Annotated in this window: 21 protein-coding genes and 1 tRNA gene; 7 read left to right on the forward strand and 15 right to left on the reverse strand. The window is 74.1% G+C overall.

Features of this window, described 5'->3' with window-relative positions; translation table 11 throughout:
* Positions 1 to 111 precede the first annotated feature (111 nt).
* Positions 112 to 822: a M50 family metallopeptidase gene (locus ABD234_RS18095; protein WP_038374233.1), complete on the reverse strand. Its 711-nt coding sequence runs from the start codon at positions 820 to 822 to the stop codon at positions 112 to 114.
* A 122-nt stretch (positions 823 to 944) separates the two neighbouring features.
* Here ABD234_RS18095 and ABD234_RS18100 point away from each other — a divergent pair, with 122 nt between their 5' ends.
* Positions 945 to 1,313 (forward strand): VOC family protein, encoded by a 369-nt coding sequence (locus ABD234_RS18100; RefSeq protein ID WP_038374232.1) that lies wholly within the window; start codon positions 945 to 947, stop codon positions 1,311 to 1,313.
* 57 nt (positions 1,314 to 1,370) lie between these two features.
* Here ABD234_RS18100 and ABD234_RS18105 read toward each other — a convergent pair whose 3' ends face one another.
* The 4 genes from ABD234_RS18105 to ABD234_RS18120 form a co-directional block, all read right to left on the reverse strand.
* On the reverse strand, positions 1,371 to 1,970 hold the full coding sequence (locus ABD234_RS18105; RefSeq protein WP_344359247.1) for a GNAT family N-acetyltransferase: 600 nt from the start codon (positions 1,968 to 1,970) through the stop codon (positions 1,371 to 1,373).
* Positions 1,967 to 2,851 carry a Cof-type HAD-IIB family hydrolase gene (locus ABD234_RS18110; RefSeq protein ID WP_344359249.1) on the reverse strand — a complete coding sequence of 295 codons (885 nt, stop codon included), beginning with the start codon at positions 2,849 to 2,851 and terminating at the stop codon, positions 1,967 to 1,969. The genes ABD234_RS18105 and ABD234_RS18110 overlap by 4 nt, the downstream gene beginning before the upstream one ends.
* A 109-nt stretch (positions 2,852 to 2,960) precedes the next feature.
* Complete coding sequence (locus ABD234_RS18115) at positions 2,961 to 3,878, reverse strand: PfkB family carbohydrate kinase (RefSeq protein WP_344359252.1); 918 nt, start codon at positions 3,876 to 3,878, stop codon at positions 2,961 to 2,963.
* Between the two features lie 21 nt (positions 3,879 to 3,899).
* The gene (locus ABD234_RS18120; protein ID WP_344359255.1) at positions 3,900 to 5,201 is read right to left on the reverse strand and encodes a M20 metallopeptidase family protein; all 1,302 of its coding nucleotides are present in this window, start codon (positions 5,199 to 5,201) and stop codon (positions 3,900 to 3,902) included.
* 132 nt (positions 5,202 to 5,333) lie between these two features.
* Between ABD234_RS18120 and ABD234_RS18125 the strand changes: the two genes are divergently transcribed.
* Entirely contained in the window at positions 5,334 to 5,693 is a 360-nt protein-coding gene (locus ABD234_RS18125) for a MazG-like family protein (RefSeq protein ID WP_344359258.1), read from the forward strand.
* Between the two features lie 123 nt (positions 5,694 to 5,816).
* On the opposite strand, the gene ABD234_RS18130 is transcribed toward ABD234_RS18125, so the two are convergent.
* Positions 5,817 to 6,650, reverse strand: coding sequence for an alpha/beta fold hydrolase (locus tag ABD234_RS18130; RefSeq protein ID WP_038374229.1), 834 nt, complete (start codon positions 6,648 to 6,650; stop codon positions 5,817 to 5,819).
* Positions 6,651 to 6,779: 129 nt separating this feature from the next.
* On the opposite strand from ABD234_RS18130, the gene ABD234_RS18135 reads away from it, so the two are divergent.
* Together ABD234_RS18135 and ABD234_RS18140 are read left to right on the forward strand one after the other, a co-directional pair.
* The gene (locus tag ABD234_RS18135; RefSeq protein ID WP_344359262.1) at positions 6,780 to 7,391 is read left to right on the forward strand and encodes a TetR/AcrR family transcriptional regulator; all 612 of its coding nucleotides are present in this window, start codon (positions 6,780 to 6,782) and stop codon (positions 7,389 to 7,391) included.
* A 49-nt stretch (positions 7,392 to 7,440) separates the two neighbouring features.
* Entirely contained in the window at positions 7,441 to 8,283 is an 843-nt protein-coding gene (locus tag ABD234_RS18140; RefSeq protein WP_344359265.1) for an SDR family NAD(P)-dependent oxidoreductase, read from the forward strand.
* A 19-nt stretch (positions 8,284 to 8,302) separates the two neighbouring features.
* On the opposite strand, the gene ABD234_RS18145 is transcribed toward ABD234_RS18140, so the two are convergent.
* The 3 genes from ABD234_RS18145 to ABD234_RS18155 form a co-directional block, all read right to left on the reverse strand.
* A complete protein-coding gene (locus ABD234_RS18145; protein ID WP_344359268.1) occupies positions 8,303 to 9,109 on the reverse strand; it encodes an ABC transporter ATP-binding protein in 807 nt (268 codons plus the stop codon).
* A 52-nt stretch (positions 9,110 to 9,161) separates the two neighbouring features.
* Positions 9,162 to 9,249 (reverse strand) — tRNA-Ser (locus tag ABD234_RS18150).
* Between the two features lie 112 nt (positions 9,250 to 9,361).
* A complete protein-coding gene (locus tag ABD234_RS18155; RefSeq protein ID WP_344359271.1) occupies positions 9,362 to 9,655 on the reverse strand; it encodes a hypothetical protein in 294 nt (97 codons plus the stop codon).
* 179 nt (positions 9,656 to 9,834) lie between these two features.
* Here ABD234_RS18155 and ABD234_RS18160 point away from each other — a divergent pair, with 179 nt between their 5' ends.
* Positions 9,835 to 10,626, forward strand: a complete 792-nt coding sequence (locus tag ABD234_RS18160) for a hypothetical protein (RefSeq protein WP_344359273.1) — start codon at positions 9,835 to 9,837, stop codon at positions 10,624 to 10,626.
* A gap of 95 nt (positions 10,627 to 10,721) precedes the next feature.
* Positions 10,722 to 11,660, forward strand: a complete 939-nt coding sequence (locus ABD234_RS18165) for a zinc-binding dehydrogenase (protein WP_344359276.1) — start codon at positions 10,722 to 10,724, stop codon at positions 11,658 to 11,660.
* A 293-nt stretch (positions 11,661 to 11,953) separates the two neighbouring features.
* Here ABD234_RS18165 and ABD234_RS18170 read toward each other — a convergent pair whose 3' ends face one another.
* Positions 11,954 to 12,826, reverse strand: a complete 873-nt coding sequence (locus ABD234_RS18170) for an HAD family hydrolase (RefSeq protein WP_084148653.1) — start codon at positions 12,824 to 12,826, stop codon at positions 11,954 to 11,956.
* A gap of 118 nt (positions 12,827 to 12,944) precedes the next feature.
* Complete coding sequence (serS, locus tag ABD234_RS18175; protein ID WP_038374222.1) at positions 12,945 to 14,207, reverse strand: serine--tRNA ligase; 1,263 nt, start codon at positions 14,205 to 14,207, stop codon at positions 12,945 to 12,947.
* 64 nt (positions 14,208 to 14,271) lie between these two features.
* Between serS and ABD234_RS18180 the strand changes: the two genes are divergently transcribed.
* Positions 14,272 to 15,411, forward strand: coding sequence for a diacylglycerol/lipid kinase family protein (locus ABD234_RS18180; RefSeq protein ID WP_038374221.1), 1,140 nt, complete (start codon positions 14,272 to 14,274; stop codon positions 15,409 to 15,411).
* 70 nt (positions 15,412 to 15,481) lie between these two features.
* Here the strand turns inward: ABD234_RS18180 and pheA are convergent, their stop codons facing one another.
* From pheA to ABD234_RS18200, 4 genes are all read right to left on the reverse strand, one after another.
* Positions 15,482 to 16,447 (reverse strand): prephenate dehydratase, encoded by a 966-nt coding sequence (gene pheA, locus ABD234_RS18185; RefSeq protein ID WP_038374220.1) that lies wholly within the window; start codon positions 16,445 to 16,447, stop codon positions 15,482 to 15,484.
* A 328-nt stretch (positions 16,448 to 16,775) separates the two neighbouring features.
* Complete coding sequence (locus ABD234_RS18190) at positions 16,776 to 17,168, reverse strand: hypothetical protein (protein WP_038374218.1); 393 nt, start codon at positions 17,166 to 17,168, stop codon at positions 16,776 to 16,778.
* A 298-nt stretch (positions 17,169 to 17,466) separates the two neighbouring features.
* Complete coding sequence (locus tag ABD234_RS18195) at positions 17,467 to 18,978, reverse strand: FAD-binding oxidoreductase (protein ID WP_084148652.1); 1,512 nt, start codon at positions 18,976 to 18,978, stop codon at positions 17,467 to 17,469.
* Entirely contained in the window at positions 18,975 to 19,886 is a 912-nt protein-coding gene (locus tag ABD234_RS18200) for a CHAD domain-containing protein (RefSeq protein ID WP_038374217.1), read from the reverse strand. Before ABD234_RS18200 ends, ABD234_RS18195 begins: the two co-directional genes overlap by 4 nt.
* Between the last annotated feature and the right edge of the window lie 19 nt (positions 19,887 to 19,905).

Consider the following 19,905-nt stretch of genomic DNA (forward strand, 5'->3'; position numbering starts at 1 on the left):
CGGGATGGCGCGGCCGAATGCGCAGGACCTGCGACCCGCGCGGCGGGATGAGCGGGAGCTGCGAGCGGCGGGGCCGCATGTGCGGGAGCGGGAAGCGGTGGGGCCGAGCGGTCACATTAGGTGCGGGGACAGGGCCGTCCAGCCCCAGAAGGTGCAGGCCCCGATCACGAGGACGAACGTCCCGTTCCACAGCCAGGCGGGCACGCCGGTGAGCTCGGCGAGCTGCCCCGGATCGTCGTGCCGTCCCCCGGTGGCGATCACCGAGCCCAGGTGGCGCCACGCCCCCAGCAGGAGCAGCACGCCCGCGCCGAGCAGGAGGCACGCGGCGCCGAGCGGCCCGCCCCACCACCACACGGCGGCGACCAGCGCCGCGGTCACCAGGACCGTGAGGACGGTGTGCGCGCTGCGGGCGAAGACGACGCTGAGCACCAGGACCACGAGCGCCGCCAGCAGCACCGCGCCGGCCCAGCCTCCGAAGGCCAGCTGCACGAGCAGCGCCCCGACCACGGCGGGCGCCGGGTACCCGGCCCAGGTCGAGGCCACCCGGCCGAATCCCCGGCGCGGCCCCACCGTCACCGCGTGCCCCGACATGTCCGCGCTCACCACGAAGCCCGTGAAGCGGCGGCCCAGCAGCATGCCGATCACGGCATGCCCCAGCTCGTGCACGATCGTCACCGCGAGCCGGGCCCGCAGCCAGATCACGGGCACGACCACGGCGACCAGGGCCACGGCGAGCGCCAGCAGCGCCCACCACCCGGCGTCCAGCCCGCTCGCGGGCACGACCCGGTCCCAGACGTCGTCCCGGAGCTGTTCGAGGTCCATCCGGGCATGGTGGCACGCAGCGCTGGGGCGGTGCTGAGGCCCCGGGCGGGGTTCGCGGTCAGGTCCTGTCCGCTCCGGCTGCGAGCATCGACCGCACCGACCCCGTCGTCCGAGGAGGACCCATGACCACCACCGATGCCGCCACCGCCTATCGGATCGGCATGATCACCGTCGACTGCCGCGACGCCCGCGCCCTCTCCACGTTCTGGTCGCAGGCCACCGGCGCGCCCGTCGTGGAGGACTACGGCGAGTACATCGCGCTGGGCACCACGCCCCGCCTCGCCTTCCAGCAGGTCCCCGACCCGACGCCCGGCAAGAACCGGCTGCATCTGGACGGGGGCGGCGGGGACCGCCTGGCCGCGGTGGCCCGGCTGCGCGAGCTCGGCGCGACCGAACGGGAGACCCACGCGATGGAGGGCTTCGCGTGGACGATCATGGAGGATCCCGAGGGGAACGTCTTCTGCGTGGGGGACGATGTCGAGCACCCCTGACCTCGAGCACGCCTGACCTCGAGCCCCCTGATCTCGGGCATCCCGGGCCCGGACGGATCAGTGCAGCGCGGAGGCGAGCTGCGCCGGGGTGAGCTCCCGGTCCGCCAGCACCAGGCGCACGGCCTGCGGATCGGGGTTCCCGGCGTCGGGAGCCCGATGCCGCAGGCACAGCCCCGTCTTCTCGGCCACGCGCCGCGAGGCCCGGTTCTCCTCGAGGAGGTATGCGATCACGGGCAGCTCGGGCCGGAGGGCGCGTGCCGCATCCACGGCGGCCCGGGCCAGCTCTCCGGCGAGACCGCGGCCCTGCACGGCGGGCGTGAGGCGGTATCCGAGGTTCCAGAAGAGCCCGTCCGGCTCCTGCCCGCGCAGGTCGCAGCCTCCGTTGCCGAGCACCGTGGAGGGGTCGGCAGGGTCGGCGTCGTGCCGGCGGACGATCCACGGTCCGAGCCCGGCGCGCTGCCAGCTCCCCTGGAAGCGGTCGAGCATGGCCGCGGTCTGCGCGGGATCGGTGAAGCGCTGGCTCGGGTAGTGCGTCCATACCCGGGGATCGGCGTAGATCTCGTGCAGGGGCTCGAGGTCCTCGGGGCCGGGGGCGTCCAGGCGCAGACGCTCGGTGCGGTGGAGGCGGAGGTCGGGGCTCGGAGGGGGAATGCTCACCCGCGCATTCTGCCGGAGGGGACCGACGCGTCGCCCAGCAGGTGCTCGAGGACCTGGACCACGCCGGCATCGGCATTGCTCGGAGCGCCGTAGCGCGCCGCGGCGGCGACGTCGGGATGAGCATCGGCCATGGCGAAGGAGTGCTCGGCCACGGGGAACATCGGCAGGTCGTTGAGGTAGTCGCCGAACACGGCGGTCTGCGCGGGTGTCACGCCGAGGGCCTCCTGCAGGGCGCGGACCCCGCGGCCCTTGTCGGCCGTGGCGGGCATGACGTCGATCCAGTGCTTGCCGGAGACGACGACCTGCTGGGCGGGCGCGAAGCGCGCGAAGACCGCCTCGGCGGTCGGCGCGGCGTCGATCGCGTCGTGCACGGCGACCTTGATGACCTCGTCCTGGACGGCCAGGAGGTCCTCGACCACGGTGAGCTGGTGGTAGTACTGGCCCGCGACCTGGAGGAACTCCTCGTCGGCCTGCTCGACGTAGGCGCCGTGGACGCCGCAGCGCACGATGCCGAGCGGCCGCCCGGCCCCGGCCTCGCGGGCGGCGAGGATCGCCTCGCGGGCCACGGCGGTCTCCAGGGCGGTGGTCGCGACGATCTCGTCCTCGCGCACCACGACGGTCCCGTTCTCGGCGACGAAGCTGGTCACCCCGTGGGGGCCGAAGTCGGCGCGGAGGGTGGCCAGCTGGCGGCCGCTCGCGGGGACGAAAGCGATGCCGCGCTCCTCGAGGCGCTCGAGCACGGGCCAGAACGCGGCGGGGACCTCGCCGCTGGGCAGCAGCAGGGTGCCGTCCATGTCGACGACGACGAGCCGCAGGTCGACCGCGCCCTCGGGGATCTCGCGCCAGGAGGCGGGGGCGGGGGCGGTGGTCTGCGTGGTCACGGGGCGGGTCTCCGATCGTCGGGGCGGGGCTGCCTCGAATCTACGCGGCCGATGCCGGTGCTGCCGCACCGGCGGACGAGTCTCACACCGGCGGACGGTCCAGCAGCGCTCACCCCGGCGGACGCTCCAGCAGCTGCTCGACCTCCTCGCGCGCCGGCGAGGTCGCCGAGCCCTCCCGGGTGACGGACAGCGCGGCCGCGGCTGCGGCCCATCGCGCCGCCTCCGGCAGCTCCGCGCCGGCGGCCAGGCGCGCGGCGAGCGCTCCGCAGAAGGCGTCTCCGGCGCCGGTGGTGTCCACGGCGCGCATCGGGACCGGCGGGATCTCCTGCACGTCCCCGGACGGGTCCACGAGCGCGGCGCCCCGACCTCCCAGGGTGATGAGCACGCGGCGGCGCGTTCCCGTCAGCGCCCGGGCCGCGGCCCGCGGGTCCTCGAGCCCGGCGAGCGCACACGCCTCGTGCTCGTTGGGAACCAGCAGGTCGACCGCCGAGAGGAGGTCGGCGCCGAACTCCTGCACCGGGGCAGGGGTGAGGATCACCCGGGTGCCGTGGTCGCGGGCATGGACGGCCGCCTGCTCGAGCGCGACCACGGGCACCTCGCCCTGCAGGAGGAGGACGTCGGCGGCGGCGACCGCGGCGAGATCATCGGCCGTGAGCTCGGTGAACGCGGCGTTGGCACCGCCGGCCACGACGATCGAGTTCTCCCCGGCGCCGTCGCGGAGGATCGCGGCGCTGCCGGTGGCCGCGGGGACCTCGAGCATCCCGGCGGTGTCCACGCCGGCTCCGGCGGCGGCGGCGCGCAGCATCCGCCCCTCCTCGTCGCGGCCGATGCGGGCGCGCAGCGCGGTGGCGGCGCCCGCTCGGGCGGCGGCGATCGCCTGGTTCAGGCCCTTCCCGCCGGGGACGCGGGTGCGCGAGCGCGCGAAGACGGTCTCTCCCGGGCGCGGGAAGCGGTCGACCTCCCGGACGTCGTCGACGTTGGCGCTGCCGAGCACGCAGACGCGCCCCGGGGCATGGGTCGTGGTCATCGCTCCTCCACCGTTCGCGGCTCAGATCGCGGGGTCGCCCTCGCCGGCGGCGGCGCGCAGCCGGTCCCGGGCGAGGGTCGCCAGCAGCAGGGCCTGGTCGGCGAGGACGGAGTCGTCGAACACGGCCATCGGCGAGTGGTTGGAGGCGGGCATGTCCTCCGGGTCGAAGTCCTTCGCGGCGCCGACGAAGCCGTACGCGCCGGGCACCTCGGCGAGGACGCGGGAGAAGTCCTCCGAGCCGGTGCGCGGGTTCTCGAGATCGACGTACCGCTCGGCGCCGAAGATCCCCTGGGCGGTGCGTGCGAAGAAGCCGGCCTCGGCGTCGTCGTTGATGGTCGCCGGCAGCACGGTGCGGAAGGTCGCCTCCACGGTGAGCCCGTGGCTGCGGCCGATGCCCGTCACGAGCTCCGGCAGCTGCGCGGCCATCCGGGTCGCCATGCGCGGGGAGAAGGTCCGCACCCCCGCCCGGAAGTGGGCCTCGCCCGGGATGATGTTCGGGGCGCTGCCGGCGTGGACCTCGCCGACCGTCACCACCACCGGGTCGAAGACGCTGGTGCGACGGGTGACGTGGGTCTGCAGAGCGGTGATCATCTCCGCCATGGCGGGGATCGGGTCGAGGGCCTCATGGGGCCGCGAGCCGTGGCCGCCGCGGCCGATCACGCGCACCTCGAGCACCGAGAACGCCGCCATCAGGGTGCCGGCCCGGGTGGAGATCTGCCCGGAGGGGGCATCGGCGCTGACGTGGATGCCGTAGGCGGCGATGGGCCGCTCCCCCGCGGCCTCGAGAACGCCCTCCCGCAGCATGACCCCGGCGCCGTCGTAGCCCTCCTCCCCCGGCTGGAACATGAGGATCACGCTGCCGGGCAGCTCCTCGCGATGCGCCGCGAGCAGGCGTGCCGCCCCGACCAGTCCCGCCATGTGCAGGTCGTGGCCGCAGGCGTGCATGGTGCCGGTGTCCGCGGCGTAGGGAAGGCCGGTCGCCTCGACCACGGGCAGGCCGTCCATGTCCCCGCGCAGCAGCACCGCCGGCCCGGGCCGGCCCCCGCGCAGCACGCCGACGACGCTGGTGGTCTCGGTGCCCAGGGTGATCTCGAGGTCCAGGTCCGCGATCGCCTCGAGGATCATCTCCTGGGTGCGCGGCAGCATCAGCCCCACCTCGGGGTGGGCGTGCAGGCGCCGGCGCAGCGCGATGAGGTCCTCGAGGAAGCCCTCCGGGACGCGGAGCCCGCCGCCGGCGGCGACCGCGCCCGGGCCGGATGCCGTCCCGGGACCTGCGCCGATGCCCGCCCCGGCCTGCTCCGGCCGCTGCTCGTGCTGCGTCATCCGATGCTCCTCGCCCTCGTTCCGGCCGCGATCCGCATGCGGCCCGTGGATCCTGCCATCCTCGCGCGGCGGGCCGCTGGGCTCCACCGGGTCTCAGGCGGCACCTGGTCTCGGGCGGCATAGGCTCCTCCCATGTCCGACCCCACCTCCCGCGGCATCGCCGAGCTCAGCGCCTGGATCGACCGCGGCAGCGCGCACCGAGACCCGGAGGCCGTCACCTGGGCGCGCCTGGCGAAGATCACCGAGGAGGCCGGGGAGGTCGTCGCCGCCTACATCGGCGCGACCGGCCAGAACCCGCGCAAGGGCGTCACCCATGCGCAGGCCGATGTCGAGGCGGAGCTGCTGGACGTGGCGATCACGGCGCTGGCGGCCCTGGAGCATCTGCGCGGGCACGATGCGCGCTCGATCCCCCTGCTCGAGGAGAAGGTCGCCGCGACGCTGCGCCGGGCCGGGCTCGAGGTCCCCGGTCCGTCGGATCCACAGCAGAGCTGACCCCTCCCGGCGACGCGCGCGGCGGCCGGCAGGTCCTCGCCGCGCCGCGGGCCGTCGAGGCAGCCGGGCCGTCGAGGCAGTCGGGCCGTCGAGGCGGGCCGGGCCCGCCCCGACGGCGTCCGATCAGCGGCCGAGGAAGTCGAGCAGCAGGGCGTTCACCTCCGCGTGGTGCGTCCACAGCAGGCCGTGCGGGGCGCCCTCGATCTCGTGGTACTCCGCCTCGGGGAGGAGCTGGGCGAAGCGACGTCCGGTCGCGTCGATCGGCAGGATGTTGTCCGCCGTGCCGTGGACGATGAGGGTCGGCACGTCGATCCGGGGCACGTCCTCGCGGAAGTCGGTGAGCCAGGCCGGCTGCGCCGCGATCGAGGCGTACGGCGAGGCGTTGTAGGCCAGCTGCTGGTTCGCCGCGAGCGCCTCGGGGCTGAGGCGGCTGCCGAGGGTGTCGTCGGTGTTGAAGAAGTCCCGGAAGAACGCCGTGAAGAAGGCGTAGCGGTCCTCGGTGACGGAGGCCTTCAGCCCGTCGAAGACCTCCTGCGGCACGCCCTCGGGATTGTCCTGCGTGCGCAGGAGGAACGGCTCGAGCGAGCCGAGGAACACCGCCTTCGCGACCCGCTCGGATCCGAAGCGGGAGATGTACCGCGCCACCTCGCCGGTGCCCATCGAGAAGCCGACCAGGACCACGTCGCGCAGGTCCAGCGTCTCCAGCACGGCCTTCAGATCCGCCGCGAAGGTGTCGTAGTCGTAGCCCTCGGTGACCTTGGCGCTGCGCCCGAAGCCGCGCCGGTCGTACGTGATCACGCGGTGGCCGGCCTCGAGCAGGGCCGCGGTCTGCTTCTCCCAGGACGATCCGTCCAGCGGGTAGCCGTGGATGAGGACGACGGGACGCCCGCTGCCGTGGTCCTCGTAGTAGAGCTCGACGGGGGTGCTGTTCTCGGTGCCGACGGTGATGGTGCCCATGATGCGTTCCTCTCAACCAGGGGAGAACGATCGTTCTCCCTCGTGTCGACTACAATAGAGAACGATCGTTCCCCGCGCAAGCGGGGCGGCGGAGAAGTTCCCGAACGGGCGGTGGAGGAGAGGACCGGCATGGCGACGAGGACAGGCGGCGCAGGCGCGGCGCCGGAGGCGAACGAGGCGCTGCGCGCGCAGATCGTCCGCGCCGCGGACGCGCTCTACTACTCCCGCGGCATCACCGCGGTGGGCATGGACGAGGTGCGCAGCACGGCGGGCGTGTCCCTCAAGCGGCTGTACGCCCTGTTCCCCGGCAAGGAGTCCCTGATCCTCGCCGTCCTGCGCCACCGCCACGGGATCTGGGAGCAGGGCGTGGAGGCCGCGGTCGCCGCGGCCGGCTCGCCCCGCGGCCGGGTCCTGGCGGTGTTCGACTTCCTGGCCGAATGGTTCACCGAGGAGTCCTTCCGCGGCTGCGGCTTCGTCAACGCGTTCGGGGAGATGGGCCCCGGATTCCCCTCGATCGCGCAGTACGTGCGCGAGCACAAGGAGGGCTTCCAGGCGCGGATGGCCGAGCTGGTCCGGGAGGCAGGGCTGCCGGAGCAGCTCGCCCCGCAGCTGGCCCTGCTCGCCGAGGGCGCGCAGACGACCGCGGCGATCCTCGGCACCGCCGAGCCTGCCGAGCACGCGCGCGCCGCCGCCGAGACCCTCCTCGACGCCTCCGACACCACCGCCGGCGCGCGGCCATGACCCCGGCGCGCACGCCACCCCCCAAGACGACCCTGGATCGAGGCCCCCGATGACCCCTTCCCGCACCATCGTGATCACCGGCGCCTCCGACGGGATCGGCGCGGCGGCGGCCCGCCTGCTCGCCGGGCGCGGCGACCGGCTGATCCTCATCGGCCGCTCCCCGGCGAAGACCGCGGAGGTCGCACGGCAGACGGGGGCCGAGCACCTCATCGCCGACTTCGCGAGCCTGACGCAGGTCCGCGAGCTCGCCGCACAGCTGGCGGACCGCGTGGACGGGACGGGGATCGACGCGCTGGCCAACAACGCCGGCGGGATCTTCGGGCGGCGGGACCTCTCCGAGGACGGCCTCGACCTCACCTGGCAGGTCGACCATCTCGCCCCGTTCCTGCTGACGAACCTGCTGCTGCCGCAGCTGCGGGCCCGCCGCGGCGCCGTGATCACCACCTCGTCGATGGCGCATCGGATCCCGCGGCGGCTGGACCCCGAGACGGCGGGCCGGATCCCGCACCGCAGCGCCCTGGGGGCCTACGGCGCGGCGAAGCTCGCGAACGTCCTGTTCACGCGCGGCCTGCACGACCGCGTCCACGGCGAGGGCGTGAGCACCGCCGCCTTCCACCCCGGCGTGGTCGCCACCGGCTTCGGCGCGAGCACCAGGGGGCCGATGCGCTGGTTCTACGCCTCGGGCCTGGGCCGGCGCACCATGATCACCGCCGAGCAGGGCGGGCAGAACCTCGCCTGGTTCCTCACCGGCACCCCCGGCACCACCTGGACCTCCGGCCGCTACTACGACCAGCGGCGGCCCACGACGAAGGTCAATCCCCTCGCGGAGGACCCGGACCTCGCCGACCGGCTGTGGCGGCGCAGCGCCGAGGCCGTGGGCCTGGACGCCTGACGCCCGCGCGCCCGCGCCCTCAGGCCCGCAGACCGCGGCCGTGGCGCAGGGCGCGGGCGCTCCATCGGCCCTCGTCGTGACGCACCTCGATGGGATGCGCGAAGGCCGCGCTGACCCCCTCCGAAGTGAGGACCTCATCGACCGGCCCGGCCGCCAGGATCCGCCCGTGGGCGAGCAGGACGGCGTGCGTGGTGCTCTCCGGCAGCTCTTCGAGATGGTGGGTGATCAGCACCGTCGCCACGTCCGGCTCCTCGTGGGCGAGGGCGTCGAGGGTGTCCAGCAGCTGCTCGCGGGCGGCGAGGTCCAGGCCCGTGGTCGGCTCGTCCAGCAGGAGCAGCCGGGGCTGCCCGATCAGGGCGCGGGCCACCAGCGCCCGGCCCCGCTCCCCCTGCGACAGGACCGGCCAGCGGGAGGCGGAGCGATCGGCCAGGCCGATGCCCGCGACCAGGCGATCGGCGCGGGCCAGCTGCTCGGGGCTCGGCTCCCAGCGCGGCGGCAGATCGATGGTGCCGGTGAGGCCGGTGAGGACCACCTGGCGGATGCTCAGGGCGACATCGAGAGGGTGTCGCGGGTTCACGTGGCCGATCTCGCGGTGCAGCTCCGAGATCGCGACACGGCCCATCCGCCGGCCCAGCACGTCGACGGTGCCGCGGCTGGGGAACTCCCGGGCCCCGCAGAAGCTGAGCAGGGTCGACTTGCCGGCCCCGTTGGGGCCCAGCAGCGCCCAGTGCTCCCCCGCGCACACCTCGAGGTCGACCTCCGCGAGGATCTGCTTGTCCCCGCGATGGAACTCCACACCCTGCAGCTGCAGAACCCGCTCGCTCACCCTGCTCCTCTCGACGACGAGCCCCGGCAGTCGCCTGCCGGGGCCCGGAACGCGGAGGGTGCGGGATTCGAACCCGCGGTACGGGGTTGCCGCACAGTGGTTTTCAAGACCACCACATTCGGCCGCTCTGTCAACCCTCCATGGCGCCGCGCCGTCGACGCTCCAGGGCGCTGCGCCGCGGATGAGCCTATCGCGACTCGCCCGGACGGAGGCGCCCCGGCACCGTCCGTGCCGGCCCGGCGCAGGACTCGGTCAGAGGTCGTTGCCGTCCAGCGCCTGCTGGAGCTCGTCCAGGCACCGGTCGAGGGCGACGTGCACCGGCTCCTCGGGCCCCGCATCACGGAGGTCGCGCTCCCACCGGGCGGCGAGCTCGCGCACGCGGCGCACCTGGCCGTCCAGGGCCTCCAGACGCTCCGGGTCCGCGTCCGTATCCGACAGCGCGCGGTCGCGCACCCGGACGGCTCGCCGCGCCACCTCCCGCCAGAGCTCGGCGAACTGCTCGTGCTCGGAGCGGGGAACGGACGGCAGGGAGGGCGTGGTGGGCATGCTCGAGGACTCTCTCGTGATCGGACGCTGCCCTGCGGACGCCGCGGGGGCACAGGTCCTCACGGCGATGGGACGCAGGACACACAGCCACCGTCCCGTGCCGCCTCCCGCTGTGACATGAACGACTGTCCAGAAAATATCCCTCGTCCCGCAAGTTTCCCATTGGTAGCTTCCGCCGCATGGACCAAACACGAGCAATGCCCACCCGCCGGACGCTGATGCGCGGGGCGACCTGGGCGACCCCGGTCGTCGCGGTGTCGATGACCGCTCCGGCCTATGCCGCCAGCACCACCTGCATCAGCGTCGATCTCGCCGTCGGCCAGACGGCCACCCTCCCGTGGGATGCGGAGTGGGAAGAGGTGCTGAGCACGGCGAACTTCGTCGACGGGACCGGGACGCTCGCCGGGGCACCCCGGTCCTTCAACCCCAGCGGGGGCTCGCGCTGCTATTACGGCCGGAACGTCACGTCGCTGCAGGGAGTGACGAACGCCAAGGTCGGAGAACGCGACCCCCGGGTCAACGGGGCGTCCTTCGCCTATCGCCGCGCGGTCTGCTTCGCGCCCGGCACCTATGAGCTGCGGTACTACGCGGCCGCCTACCGCGGCAATCCGGTCACGGCGTACATGACGCCGTCGGTCCTCTCGTCCACGGGAAGCACCGTTGCTCTGGGATCGATCTCCGGCATGAGCACCGGCGTGACAGCCCATGGCTTCGTCGACCCGACCACCGGGTCCGGCACGAATGCCGCCTACGTGTCCGCGAACCTGGGCCGCACCCAGTACGGATTCCGGTTCACCGTCGACAGGCAGGGAACCTTCACGTTCCAGCTCACCTGGTCCTTCGGCCGGATCGCCACCGACAGCAGCAACACCGGCCGGCTGCGCCAGACCAATGCCTTCGGCGACTCCTGCATCCAGACGTACGCCAACGACATCGCCGTCGAGGCGCCCGTCATCCGCAGGATCGCCTGACCCTCCGCGCCCGTCCGGTGCCTGCGCTCCTCCGGTGCCCTCGCCCGTCCGGTGCCTACGCTCGTCCGGTGCCTCCGCGGACTACCGTGGTGCGCATGCGCGCCATCCGGATCTCCGCGGAGAACACCCTCGAGCCCGTCGACCTGCCCGAACCCGTTCCCGCCCCCGGCGAGGTCCTGGTCGACGTGATCGCGGCGGGCGTCAACCGGGCCGACCTCGCCCAGACGGCCGGGCACTACCCGCCGCCGCCGGGCGCCTCCGAGCTTCCCGGCCTGGAGGTCGCCGGGCGCCGTCGCGACACCGGCGAGGAGGTCGTCGCGCTGCTCGCCGGGGGCGGCTACGCGCAGACGGTCGCCGTGCCGGAGGGCCAGCTGCTGCCCCTGCCGCCCGGCATGCGTGCGGCCGATGCCGCCGCCGTCGTCGAGGTCTGCGCGACGGTCGTCTCCAACCTCGACCTCGAGGCGCAGCTGCGCCCCGGCGAGACGGTGCTGATCCACGGCGGCACCGGCGGCATCGGCACCGCCGCCCTCCAGATAGCCCGGGAGCTGGGCGCGCGCGTGCTCACCACCGCCGGCTCGGACGAGGCGCTTCCCGCCCTGCGCGAGCTCGGCGCCGACCTCGCCTGGAACCGCCGCACGGTCGACCTCCCCTCCGAGGTCGCGCAGGCCGGCGGCGCGGACGTGATCCTCGACGTCATCGGCGGCAGCGCCCTCGCGGACAACGTCGACATGCTGCGCGAGCACGGCCGCCTGGTGATCATCGGGACCCTCGGAGGCGCCACCGGCGAGCTGCCCATCGGCCGCCTCATGGGCAAGCGTTCCCTCGTCATCGGCACGACCCTCCGCTCCCGGCCCGTCGCCCAGAAGCAGGAGATCCTCGCGCGGACGGCCGAGCTCGTGTGGCCGATGCTGGCCGACGGCCGGGTCCGCATCCCCGTCCACGCCCGCTTCCCCTTCGAGCGCGCGGCCGAGGCCCACCGCGTCCTCCACGAGGGCGGTCACCTGGGCAAGGTCGTCCTCGACGTCAGCGCCTGACCGACGCGGCTCGTCCGCACCTGATCGAGGCGGCTCGTTCCCTCCCGCCACGTCCCGACGTCATCGATCGGACGGAAACCGTCGCTTTCCGCGCAGGAAGCGACGGGTTCACTCCGGTCGATGGCGTAGCGACGGGTTCACTCCGGTCGATGACGCGGCGACCAGGGAACGCCCGTCCTTCTCAGCCGGCCCGACCCGACCCGACCGACCCGACCCGACCCGGCCAGCCCGAGCCGACCCAGTCGGCCCGCCCGACGGCGCCGGATGGGCGGGCTCGGCCGGGGAGCGCCAGGTCAGGCGGGGGTGACGCCGCGCAGGACGAGGGCGACGCCGTCGTGGGCGACGTCCGCGGTGCGGAGGTCGGCGATGTCGGCGACGCCCTGGGGCGCCTGCCCCATGGCCACGCCCACCCCGGCCCAGGCGAGCATCTCGGTGTCGTTCCAGCCGTCGCCGACGGCGACCGTGCGCTCGGAGGGGATCTCCAGGCGCTCGCGGACCAGCTCGAGGGCGCTGGCCTTGGAGACGCCGGGGGCGGCCATGTCCAGCCAGGCCGTCCAGCCGATCGCGTACTCGACGCCGTGGACCCCGGCATCGGCGATGATCCGGCTGAACTCCTGGGGCGTGAGGTCGGGGACGTGGACGACCACGCGCACCGCCTCGAGGTCCAGCAGCTCGTCGAGGTCGGTCTCCTCGGCCTCGACGCCGAAGCTGGCGTCCTGGAAGTCGGGGGTGGCGCGGAAGCGGCCGTCGGCCATCTCCACGGCGTAGTGCGCGCCGGGGGCGACCTCGCGCAGCGCCCGCAGCGCCTGCTGGGGACGGAAGGTGCGCACGTCCAGCACCCGGTAGCCGTCCTCCGCCTCGGGATCCAGGGCGAGGGTGACCGCGCCGTTGGAGCAGACGGCGAAGCCGCGCTCGACGCCGGCTGTGCGCACCACCGGCAGGGTCGCGCCGATGGACCGGCCGGTGGCGATGACGACGTGGTGCTCGCGGGCGGCGGCGGTGAGCGCCGCGTGGACCGGCTCGGACATGTGCCCGTCGTGGTCCACGAGGGTCCCGTCGACGTCCAGGCCCAGCAGCACGGTGCCGTCCTGCAGGGGCGCGAGCGCCTCGTTGAGGGCGGCGCGGATCTCGTCGAGCGCGCCGGGGGCGGCGATGGCGGTGTTCATGCCCGGCAGTGTCCCCGGTGCGTCTTGCGCACGGGTGAACCGCCGATGGCCGCGCGCCCCACGGCGGCGGGCGATGCCGTGTCGGAGGGCGGCGAGGAGATCCTTGGGCGTGCGCACGTCAGCGGGCGACCTCGAAGACCTCGCGGCCGCCGAGGTACGGGCGCAGCCCCTCGGGGACCACCACGGAGCCGTCGGCCTGCTGGTGGTTCTCGAGGATCGCGGCGATGAAGCGGGTGGTGCCCAGCGTCCCGTTGAGGGTCGCCACGGGGCGCAGCCCGTCCTCGGTGCGCTCGCGGATGTTCAGGCGCCGTGCCTGGAACTGGGTGGTGTTCGAGGTGGAGGTGAGCTCGCGGTACGTCTGCTGGCTGGGCATCCAGGCCTCGCAGTCGAACTTGCGGGCGGCGGAGGTGCCCAGGTCCCCGGCGGCGGTGTCGATGATGCGGTAGGGCACGTCGATGCGCGCCATCATCTCCCGCTCCCAGTCCAGCAGGCGCTCGTGCTCCGCGTAGGAGTCCTCGATGCGGCAGTAGCTGAACATCTCCACCTTGTGGAACTGGTGGACGCGGATGATGCCGCGGGTGTCGCGGCCGTAGCTGCCGGCCTCGCGGCGGTAGCAGGCGCTCCAGCCGGCGTAGCGGATCGGCCCGTCCGAGAGGTCGAGGATCTCGTCGCGGTGGTAGCTGGCCAGGGCGACCTCGCTGGTGCCCACGAGGTAGAGGTCGTCGTCCTTGTCGAGGTGGTAGACCTCGTCGGCGTGCTCGCCGAGGTACCCGGTGCCGTCCATCGACTCCGGCAGCACCAGGGTCGGGGTGATCATCGGGGTGAAGCCGGCCTTCGTGGCCTGGTCGATGGCGGAGTTGAGGATCGCCAGCTCGAGCTGGGCGCCGACACCGGTGAGGAAGTAGAAGCGGGTGCCGGAGACCTTCGCCCCGCGGGCCATGTCGATGGCCTTCAGCCCCTCGGCGATCTCGAGGTGGTCCTTGATCTCGAAGTCGATCGTGGGGTTCTCCCCTACGACCTCGCGGACTACGAAGTCCTCCTCGAGGCCCTCGGGGGCGCCCTCGGCGATGTTGGGGATGACGCGCAGGGCGCGGTCGCGCTCGGCGGCGGCCTCGGCGGCCTCCGCCTCGAGGCGCTTCACATCGGCCGCGAGCTGCTTGACCTCGGCCAGCAGGGCCTGCTTCTCCTCGCCCTTCGCCTGGGCGACCTTCTTGCCGAAGGCCTTCTGCTCGGCGCGCGCGGACTCGAACGCGCCGGTCGCCTCCCGCCACCGGGAGTCCGCGGCGATCACCGCGTCCACGGTCGCAGGGTCGCGGCGACGCGCCTTCTGGGCGTCGCGGACGGCGTCGGGGTTCTCGCGCAGGAGCCGCAGATCGATCATCCCCCCAGCGTACCCGTGCACGCCGCCGGTTCCGGCGCGCGCCGGGCCCGGTTACGCTTCGACCATGGATCTGTCCGGCGTGCTCATCCTCGCGTCCCTGCTGATCGGCCTGCTGGCCATCATCATGCTGACCGTCGTCATGCGGGGGCAGGAGGACCTGCGCCGCGAGGTCCACCAGCTGCGGGCCCGCATGCGTACCGAGGCGGCCCTGCCGCGCGGCGGCAGCGCCTCCCCCGTCGACCCCGATGTGGACCCGGACTCGCCTCCCGTGCGCCACGTGGCCGTGGTCATGAACCCCTCGAAGTACGAGTCCCCCGAGCGCTTCCGCGCGCAGGTCGAGCAGGCCGTGCGGCGCACCGTGACGAAGGTCGACCTGAGCTTCTTCGAGACCACCCTCGAGGATCCCGGGCAGGGGCAGGCGCGCCGGGCCGTGGCCGAGGGCGCCGATCTGGTGATCGCCGCAGGCGGGGACGGGACCGTGCGGCAGGTCGCCTCGGCCCTGACCGGCAGCGAGGTGCGGATGGGCATCATCCCCGGCGGCACCGGCAACCTCCTGGCCCGCAACCTCGACGTGCCCCTGGAGGACGTGCAGGCCGCGGTCGCCCACGCCCTCGAGGCCACCGACCACCGCATCGACGTGGGCTGGCTGCAGTCGGGCATGTCCGCGCAGTCGGCCGAGCGCGCCCACCGCCAGATCTTCCTGGTCATCTCCGGGTTCGGGGCCGATGCGGAGATCGTCGGCGCGACCGATCCGACCCTGAAGCGGCGCTTCGGCTGGAGCGCCTACGTCGTCGCCGGGGTCGGCAAGCTGGTGGGCCGCTCCCATGACGTGGTGGTCTCCCTGCCCGACGGCACCGAGCACGTGCTGCAGGCCCGCACGGTGCTGATCGGCAACGTCGGGAGGCTGCCCGGCGGGATCGTGCTCATGCCCGATGCCACCATCGACAACGGGCGCCTGGAGGTGCTGGCCCTCGGCTGGCGCGGGGCCGCGGGCTTCGGCCAGATCCTCACGCAGGTGGTCAATCCGCGCCTGGCGCGGGGCCCGAAGCTCTCGACCATGCAGCGCTACCTCACCCGCTCGGTCTCGGTGGCCTCCTCCAAGCCGCTGCCGGTCCAGCTCGACGGGGACACGGAGGCCGATGCCACGCATCTCATCGCCTCGGTCGAGCCCGCCGCCCTGATCATCCGCGCCGGGGTGCGGTGACACGGTCCGCCGGCGTGTCCTGACGCGCTCGCCCGGGTCGTCGCGGCATGCCCGCGCGGAGACCGGCGGCTCAGCGGCCGCTGATCTGCCGGGTGAGGGCGACGACCCACTCGTGGGCGGCGTCGTAGGCCGCATCGGAGGTCGCCTCGCTGGTCGCGGGGCGCAGCCCGTCGGCCCGCGGGTAGGAGCCCAGGAAGTGGACCACCGGGCAGACCCGCCGCAGGCCCCGCAGCGCGTCGCCGACGCGGCGGTCCGCGAGATGGCCCTCGATGTCGATCGAGAAGGAGTACCGGCCCAGGGTGTCCCCGGTGGGGCGGGACTCGATGCGCGAGAGGTTCACGCCGTGGGTCTGGAACTGGTGCAGCGCCTCCAGCAGCGCGCCGGAGCGGTTGTGGGGCAGCTGCACGACCAGCGTCGTCTTGTCCGCGCCGGTGCGGGCGGGGATGCGCCCGTCCCGGGTGACCAGCACGAAGCGGGTCTGCGCGCCGCGGGTGTCCTCGATGCCCTCGGCCAGCACCGTGAGCCCGAAGTGCTGGGCGGCCAGGGGCGAGCAGATGGCCGCCCGCCCCCGGGCCTCCTCCACGGGCGCCGCGGCCAGCTCCTTCGCCGCGGCGGCGGTCGAGGAGGCCGGGACCACGGAGGCGCCGGGCACGTGGGCACGCAGCCAGCCCTGCACCTGCGCCTGGGCGTGGGTGTGGGAGGCGACCTGCGTGACCTCGGCGAGCTCCATCGGCTCGCGGGAGGCGAGCACGAAGGTGATGGGGACGATCTCCTCGGCGACGATGGTGATGTCGCTGGTGGCTGCGAGCACGTCGAGGGTGCCGGAGACCCCGCCCTCGACCGAGTTCTCGATCGGTGCCATGAGCGCGTCGAGCTCCCCGGCGAGCAGGTCCGTCGCGGCGGTGGCGACGCTCGCGAACGGCACCAGCACGGCCTCGTCCCCCGCGAAGCCCGGCTCCGGCGCATGCTGGGCCAGGGCCTGCAGCAGCGCCTGATGGGTGAAGGTGGTCTCGGGGCCGAGGAATCCGTAGCGCATGCTCGCAGGGTAGTCCGCATCCCCGCCGGCGCGGTGGGACGGTCCACTTCGACGGCGACCTCCATCGGGCGCCGGCCGCGCGTGGGGGCAGGCGGGCCCGGACTGCCGATGATGGCGCCGTGGGGCGGTCTGAGATCGCCGTGCCGGTCCCTCCTGAGGCGGAAGCAGCCCTCAAGAGAAGAAGTCCATAGATCCGACCACAGCGATCGCACCCATGAGCAACACGGGGCGCACTCGATCCGACGCCGGCAGTCGGATCCGCCATCCCCGCGCGAGCCCGCAGGCTCAGGCGATCAGAACCACGGCGCGCCGCCCATGCCCCTCCCCCTCACCTCTCGGGCAGCGATTCGTCCGGCGAGCCGGCCCGAGGGTCGACGAGACCTGCGGCCAAGAACCCGAGGACTGCCACAGCGAACATCAGAACAAGCTGATCGGTCGTGCTCTGCACCAGGTAGCTGGCAAGAAGTGCCGCCGATCCACGACGCACCAGGGCGGATCGATGCGTTCTCCTCGCCAGCCGGTCCAGGATTCTCCACGAGCTGCTCGTCGAAACCGCGAGCAGTGTTCCGCACGCCACGACGCCGACGCTCTCGATCGGCGACGAGGGAATCCCTGCCACGTGGATGACGACGATCAGGACGCACGTCAGCACGAGGGACAGGACGACCTGCACGACGAGGCGCTGCCGCACCGCCCGCGAGTCGGCCCGCCATATCACCACGGCCCCGTCCGCATCGACGGAAGGTGGCCGCGACCTGGAATCCTGCGCGGGCGGGACGAAGGTCCGCCCGCGGCCGCGTGCCCGCATCCCCACTGAGCGCTCCCCCCCTCTGCGACGTCGTCGCCCCTCCGACGCCGGAGAGTGGGCTCAGTATGCGACCCGCGAGACCCGAGGCACGCACCGCTTCACGTCACGGTTCCGTCACGGAATGCCGGGGATCAGCACGACCAGAACCCGACGCCCAGGGCGGCTGCCCCGTGCTCGGCGACACCTTTCCTTCGCGGCGATGATCCTCAGCTCAGAGCGCCTTGCCGGGGTTCAGGATGCCGCGGGGATCGAAGGCGTCCTTGATGCGGCGCTGCAGGCTGCGGGTGTCGGCTCCCAGCTCGAGGTCCAGCCACGCCCGCTTGTCCAGGCCGATGCCGTGCTCACCGCTGATGGTCCCGCCGAGCGCGAGGGCGCTGCGCACGAGGTCATCGGCCGCCTCGTGCAGGGCCGCCGGCAGCACGGAGCCGTCCGCTCCCGGGGGCGTGTCCAGGACCAGCGCCGGGTGCAGGTTGCCGTCCCCGGCGTGAGCGAGGGTGGACACCGCCACCCCGTGCTCGCGCCCCACACGGTCGACCTGCTCGAACATCTCGGCCAGGCGGGACTTGGGCACGGCCACGTCCTCCCCCAGGCGCCACTGCCCCGCCATCACGGTGCCGCGGCCGGTGCGGCGCAGCTCCCAGAGCACCTCGGCCTCGGCAGGATCGGGGTGCTGGACGTCGGAGGCCTCCGCGGCGAGCGCGGCGGTGAGATCTGCCGTCTGCTCCTCGATGCCGTATCCGTCGAGCTCGATGAGCAGGATCGCGTCCTCCTCCCGGGCCAGGCGGGAGCCGCTGGCGGCGTCGATGTCGCGCAGCGCCTGCGGGCCGATGAGCTCGGTCGCGGCCGGGCGTACGGGGCTGAGGGAGATGGCGTTGACGGCGCGGGCCGCCGCCGTGACCGCCGGGAAGCGGGCCAGCACGGTGCGCCGCGCCGGGGGCCGGGGGCGGATCCGCACGGTCGCGGCGACGACCACGGCGAGCGTCCCCTCGGAGCCGATGATCAGCTGCGTGAGATCCAGACCGGTGACGCCCTTCAGCGACCGGTGCCCCGTGCGCAGCAGCGTGCCGTCGGCGAGGACCACCTCGAGGGCCAGCACCGATTCCCGCGTCACCCCGTACTTGGCGCAGTGCAGCCCGCCGGCGTTGGTGGCGATGTTCCCGCCGATGCTGGAGAAGGCGACGCTCGCCGGATCGGGCGCGTAGAAGAAGCCGTGCGGGGCCAGGCTCGCGTCCAGATCGGCGGTGATGACGCCGGCCTCGACGACGGCGACCTCGTCCAGCGGGTCGATCTCGCGGATCGCGCGCAGGCGCTCGGTGGACAGGACGATGCTGCCGTCCTCGGGCACCGCCCCGCCGGAGAGGCCGGACCCGGCCCCGCGGGGGACGACCACGGCCCCGGCGGCGTGGGCGGAGCGCAGCACCGCCTGCACCCCGGGCACGGTGCGGGGGCGGGCGACGGCGAAGCGGGCGTCCGCCGCGGCGCGCAGGCGGCGGTCCCCGTCGTAGGGCTCGGCCGTCGCGTCCCCGGGAAGGATCAGCTCGTCGGGGTCCAGCTGGCCGTGCAGCGTCTCGAGCGCTGCCGCGAGCCGGGCCCGGGCTCCCTCGTCGGCGGCGGCATCGGCCGTCCCCGCGGGCCGGCGCTCGGGGGCGCTGTCGATCGCCTCGGGGGCGGCCTGCGGGGCGGCGGGGCGCGCCGCCGGGCCGGCTGTCGTGGGGTCCGTCATCGTCCGTCTCCGTCCTGCAGCGCTTCCGCGAAGGAGGCTGCTCGTGCGTGGTACTCGGCGAGCGCCGACCGCTGCTGCGCCGCCTCGACGCCCACCAGGACGCCGTAGCCGAAGCCGTCCTCGCCGCGCGCGCGAGCCTGTTCGGCGGCGCGGCGGATGCGCTGCGCGAGGGCGTGGGAGTCGCGGTGCTCCCCGAGGGCGTCCTGGATCGCGCAGGCAGGCTCCTCCCAGGCGGTGCGGCGCCTCCCGAGGCCCGCCTCCGGGATGTCCGCGAGGATCCGGACGATGTAGCGGAGGGTCTTGGCGGCCTTGCGCACCCGGTGCAGCGCCTCGGCCTCCTCCGGCGTCCCCTCGAGATCGCGGGCCCTCGCGATCCGTCGCCGCAGGCGGCGGGCCTGGCGGTCCGTGCCCCGGCCCAGCACGGTAGCGGCATCCTCGCCGCCGCCGATGATCGGCGGATCCGCGATCAGCGCCGCGACCAGCCCCCGGGCGGCCGCATGGTCGGCGGACTCGAGGAACGCCCGGGCTCGTGCCTGCGCGGCCCGGTCGTCCGCCTCGACCATCCGTCTCAGCCGTGCGGCGACCCCCGGCGGGACGAGCTCCCTCTCGGTCTCGGTCAGGCGGCGCCCGCACAGCTCGCGCAGCACCTCGGCGTCCCGGGCGGGGCCCAGGGCGCGGCCGATGCCCCGCAGCGCCGTGACGGCGGGATCCACCGTCTCCGGCTCCAGGGCCTCTCGGCTCGCCGCGAGCACCGCCCGCAGGGACCGCGCGGCGACGCGCAGGCGGTGCACGGCGTCGTCCTCCCCGCGCCGTGCCGGTCCGTCCCCGCGGAGGATCTCCTCCGCCGGTCCGCGCAGCGCGAGCGGCAGGACCCGGCCTCGCGAGGTCGGGGACTCTGCTGGGCTCATGGCGGGCTCCGGGAATCGG

Origin of the sequence: Brachybacterium phenoliresistens (genome assembly GCF_039530785.1) — a bacterium.
Classification (GTDB): domain Bacteria; phylum Actinomycetota; class Actinomycetes; order Actinomycetales; family Dermabacteraceae; genus Brachybacterium; species Brachybacterium phenoliresistens.

Bases quoted from the DNA above. Each gene is read 5' to 3' on its own strand.
- ABD234_RS18195 (WP_084148652.1), bottom strand. From the start codon at position 18,978: ATGACGGACCCCACGACAGCCGGCCCGGCGGCGCGCCCCGCCGCCCCG.
- ABD234_RS18165 (WP_344359276.1), top strand. From the start codon at position 10,722: ATGCGCGCCATCCGGATCTCCGCGGAGAACACCCTCGAGCCCGTCGAC.
- ABD234_RS18125 (WP_344359258.1), top strand. From the start codon at position 5,334: ATGTCCGACCCCACCTCCCGCGGCATCGCCGAGCTCAGCGCCTGGATC.
- ABD234_RS18095 (WP_038374233.1), bottom strand. From the start codon at position 822: ATGGACCTCGAACAGCTCCGGGACGACGTCTGGGACCGGGTCGTGCCC.
- ABD234_RS18170 (WP_084148653.1), bottom strand. From the start codon at position 12,826: ATGAACACCGCCATCGCCGCCCCCGGCGCGCTCGACGAGATCCGCGCC.
- ABD234_RS18140 (WP_344359265.1), top strand. From the start codon at position 7,441: ATGACCCCTTCCCGCACCATCGTGATCACCGGCGCCTCCGACGGGATC.
- ABD234_RS18115 (WP_344359252.1), bottom strand. From the start codon at position 3,878: ATGACCACGACCCATGCCCCGGGGCGCGTCTGCGTGCTCGGCAGCGCC.
- ABD234_RS18130 (WP_038374229.1), bottom strand. From the start codon at position 6,650: ATGGGCACCATCACCGTCGGCACCGAGAACAGCACCCCCGTCGAGCTC.
- ABD234_RS18160 (WP_344359273.1), top strand. From the start codon at position 9,835: ATGGACCAAACACGAGCAATGCCCACCCGCCGGACGCTGATGCGCGGG.
- ABD234_RS18200 (WP_038374217.1), bottom strand. From the start codon at position 19,886: ATGAGCCCAGCAGAGTCCCCGACCTCGCGAGGCCGGGTCCTGCCGCTC.
- ABD234_RS18100 (WP_038374232.1), top strand. From the start codon at position 945: ATGACCACCACCGATGCCGCCACCGCCTATCGGATCGGCATGATCACC.
- ABD234_RS18155 (WP_344359271.1), bottom strand. From the start codon at position 9,655: ATGCCCACCACGCCCTCCCTGCCGTCCGTTCCCCGCTCCGAGCACGAG.
- serS (WP_038374222.1), bottom strand. From the start codon at position 14,207: ATGATCGATCTGCGGCTCCTGCGCGAGAACCCCGACGCCGTCCGCGAC.
- ABD234_RS18135 (WP_344359262.1), top strand. From the start codon at position 6,780: ATGGCGACGAGGACAGGCGGCGCAGGCGCGGCGCCGGAGGCGAACGAG.
- pheA (WP_038374220.1), bottom strand. From the start codon at position 16,447: ATGCGCTACGGATTCCTCGGCCCCGAGACCACCTTCACCCATCAGGCG.
- ABD234_RS18180 (WP_038374221.1), top strand. From the start codon at position 14,272: ATGGATCTGTCCGGCGTGCTCATCCTCGCGTCCCTGCTGATCGGCCTG.
- ABD234_RS18120 (WP_344359255.1), bottom strand. From the start codon at position 5,201: ATGACGCAGCACGAGCAGCGGCCGGAGCAGGCCGGGGCGGGCATCGGC.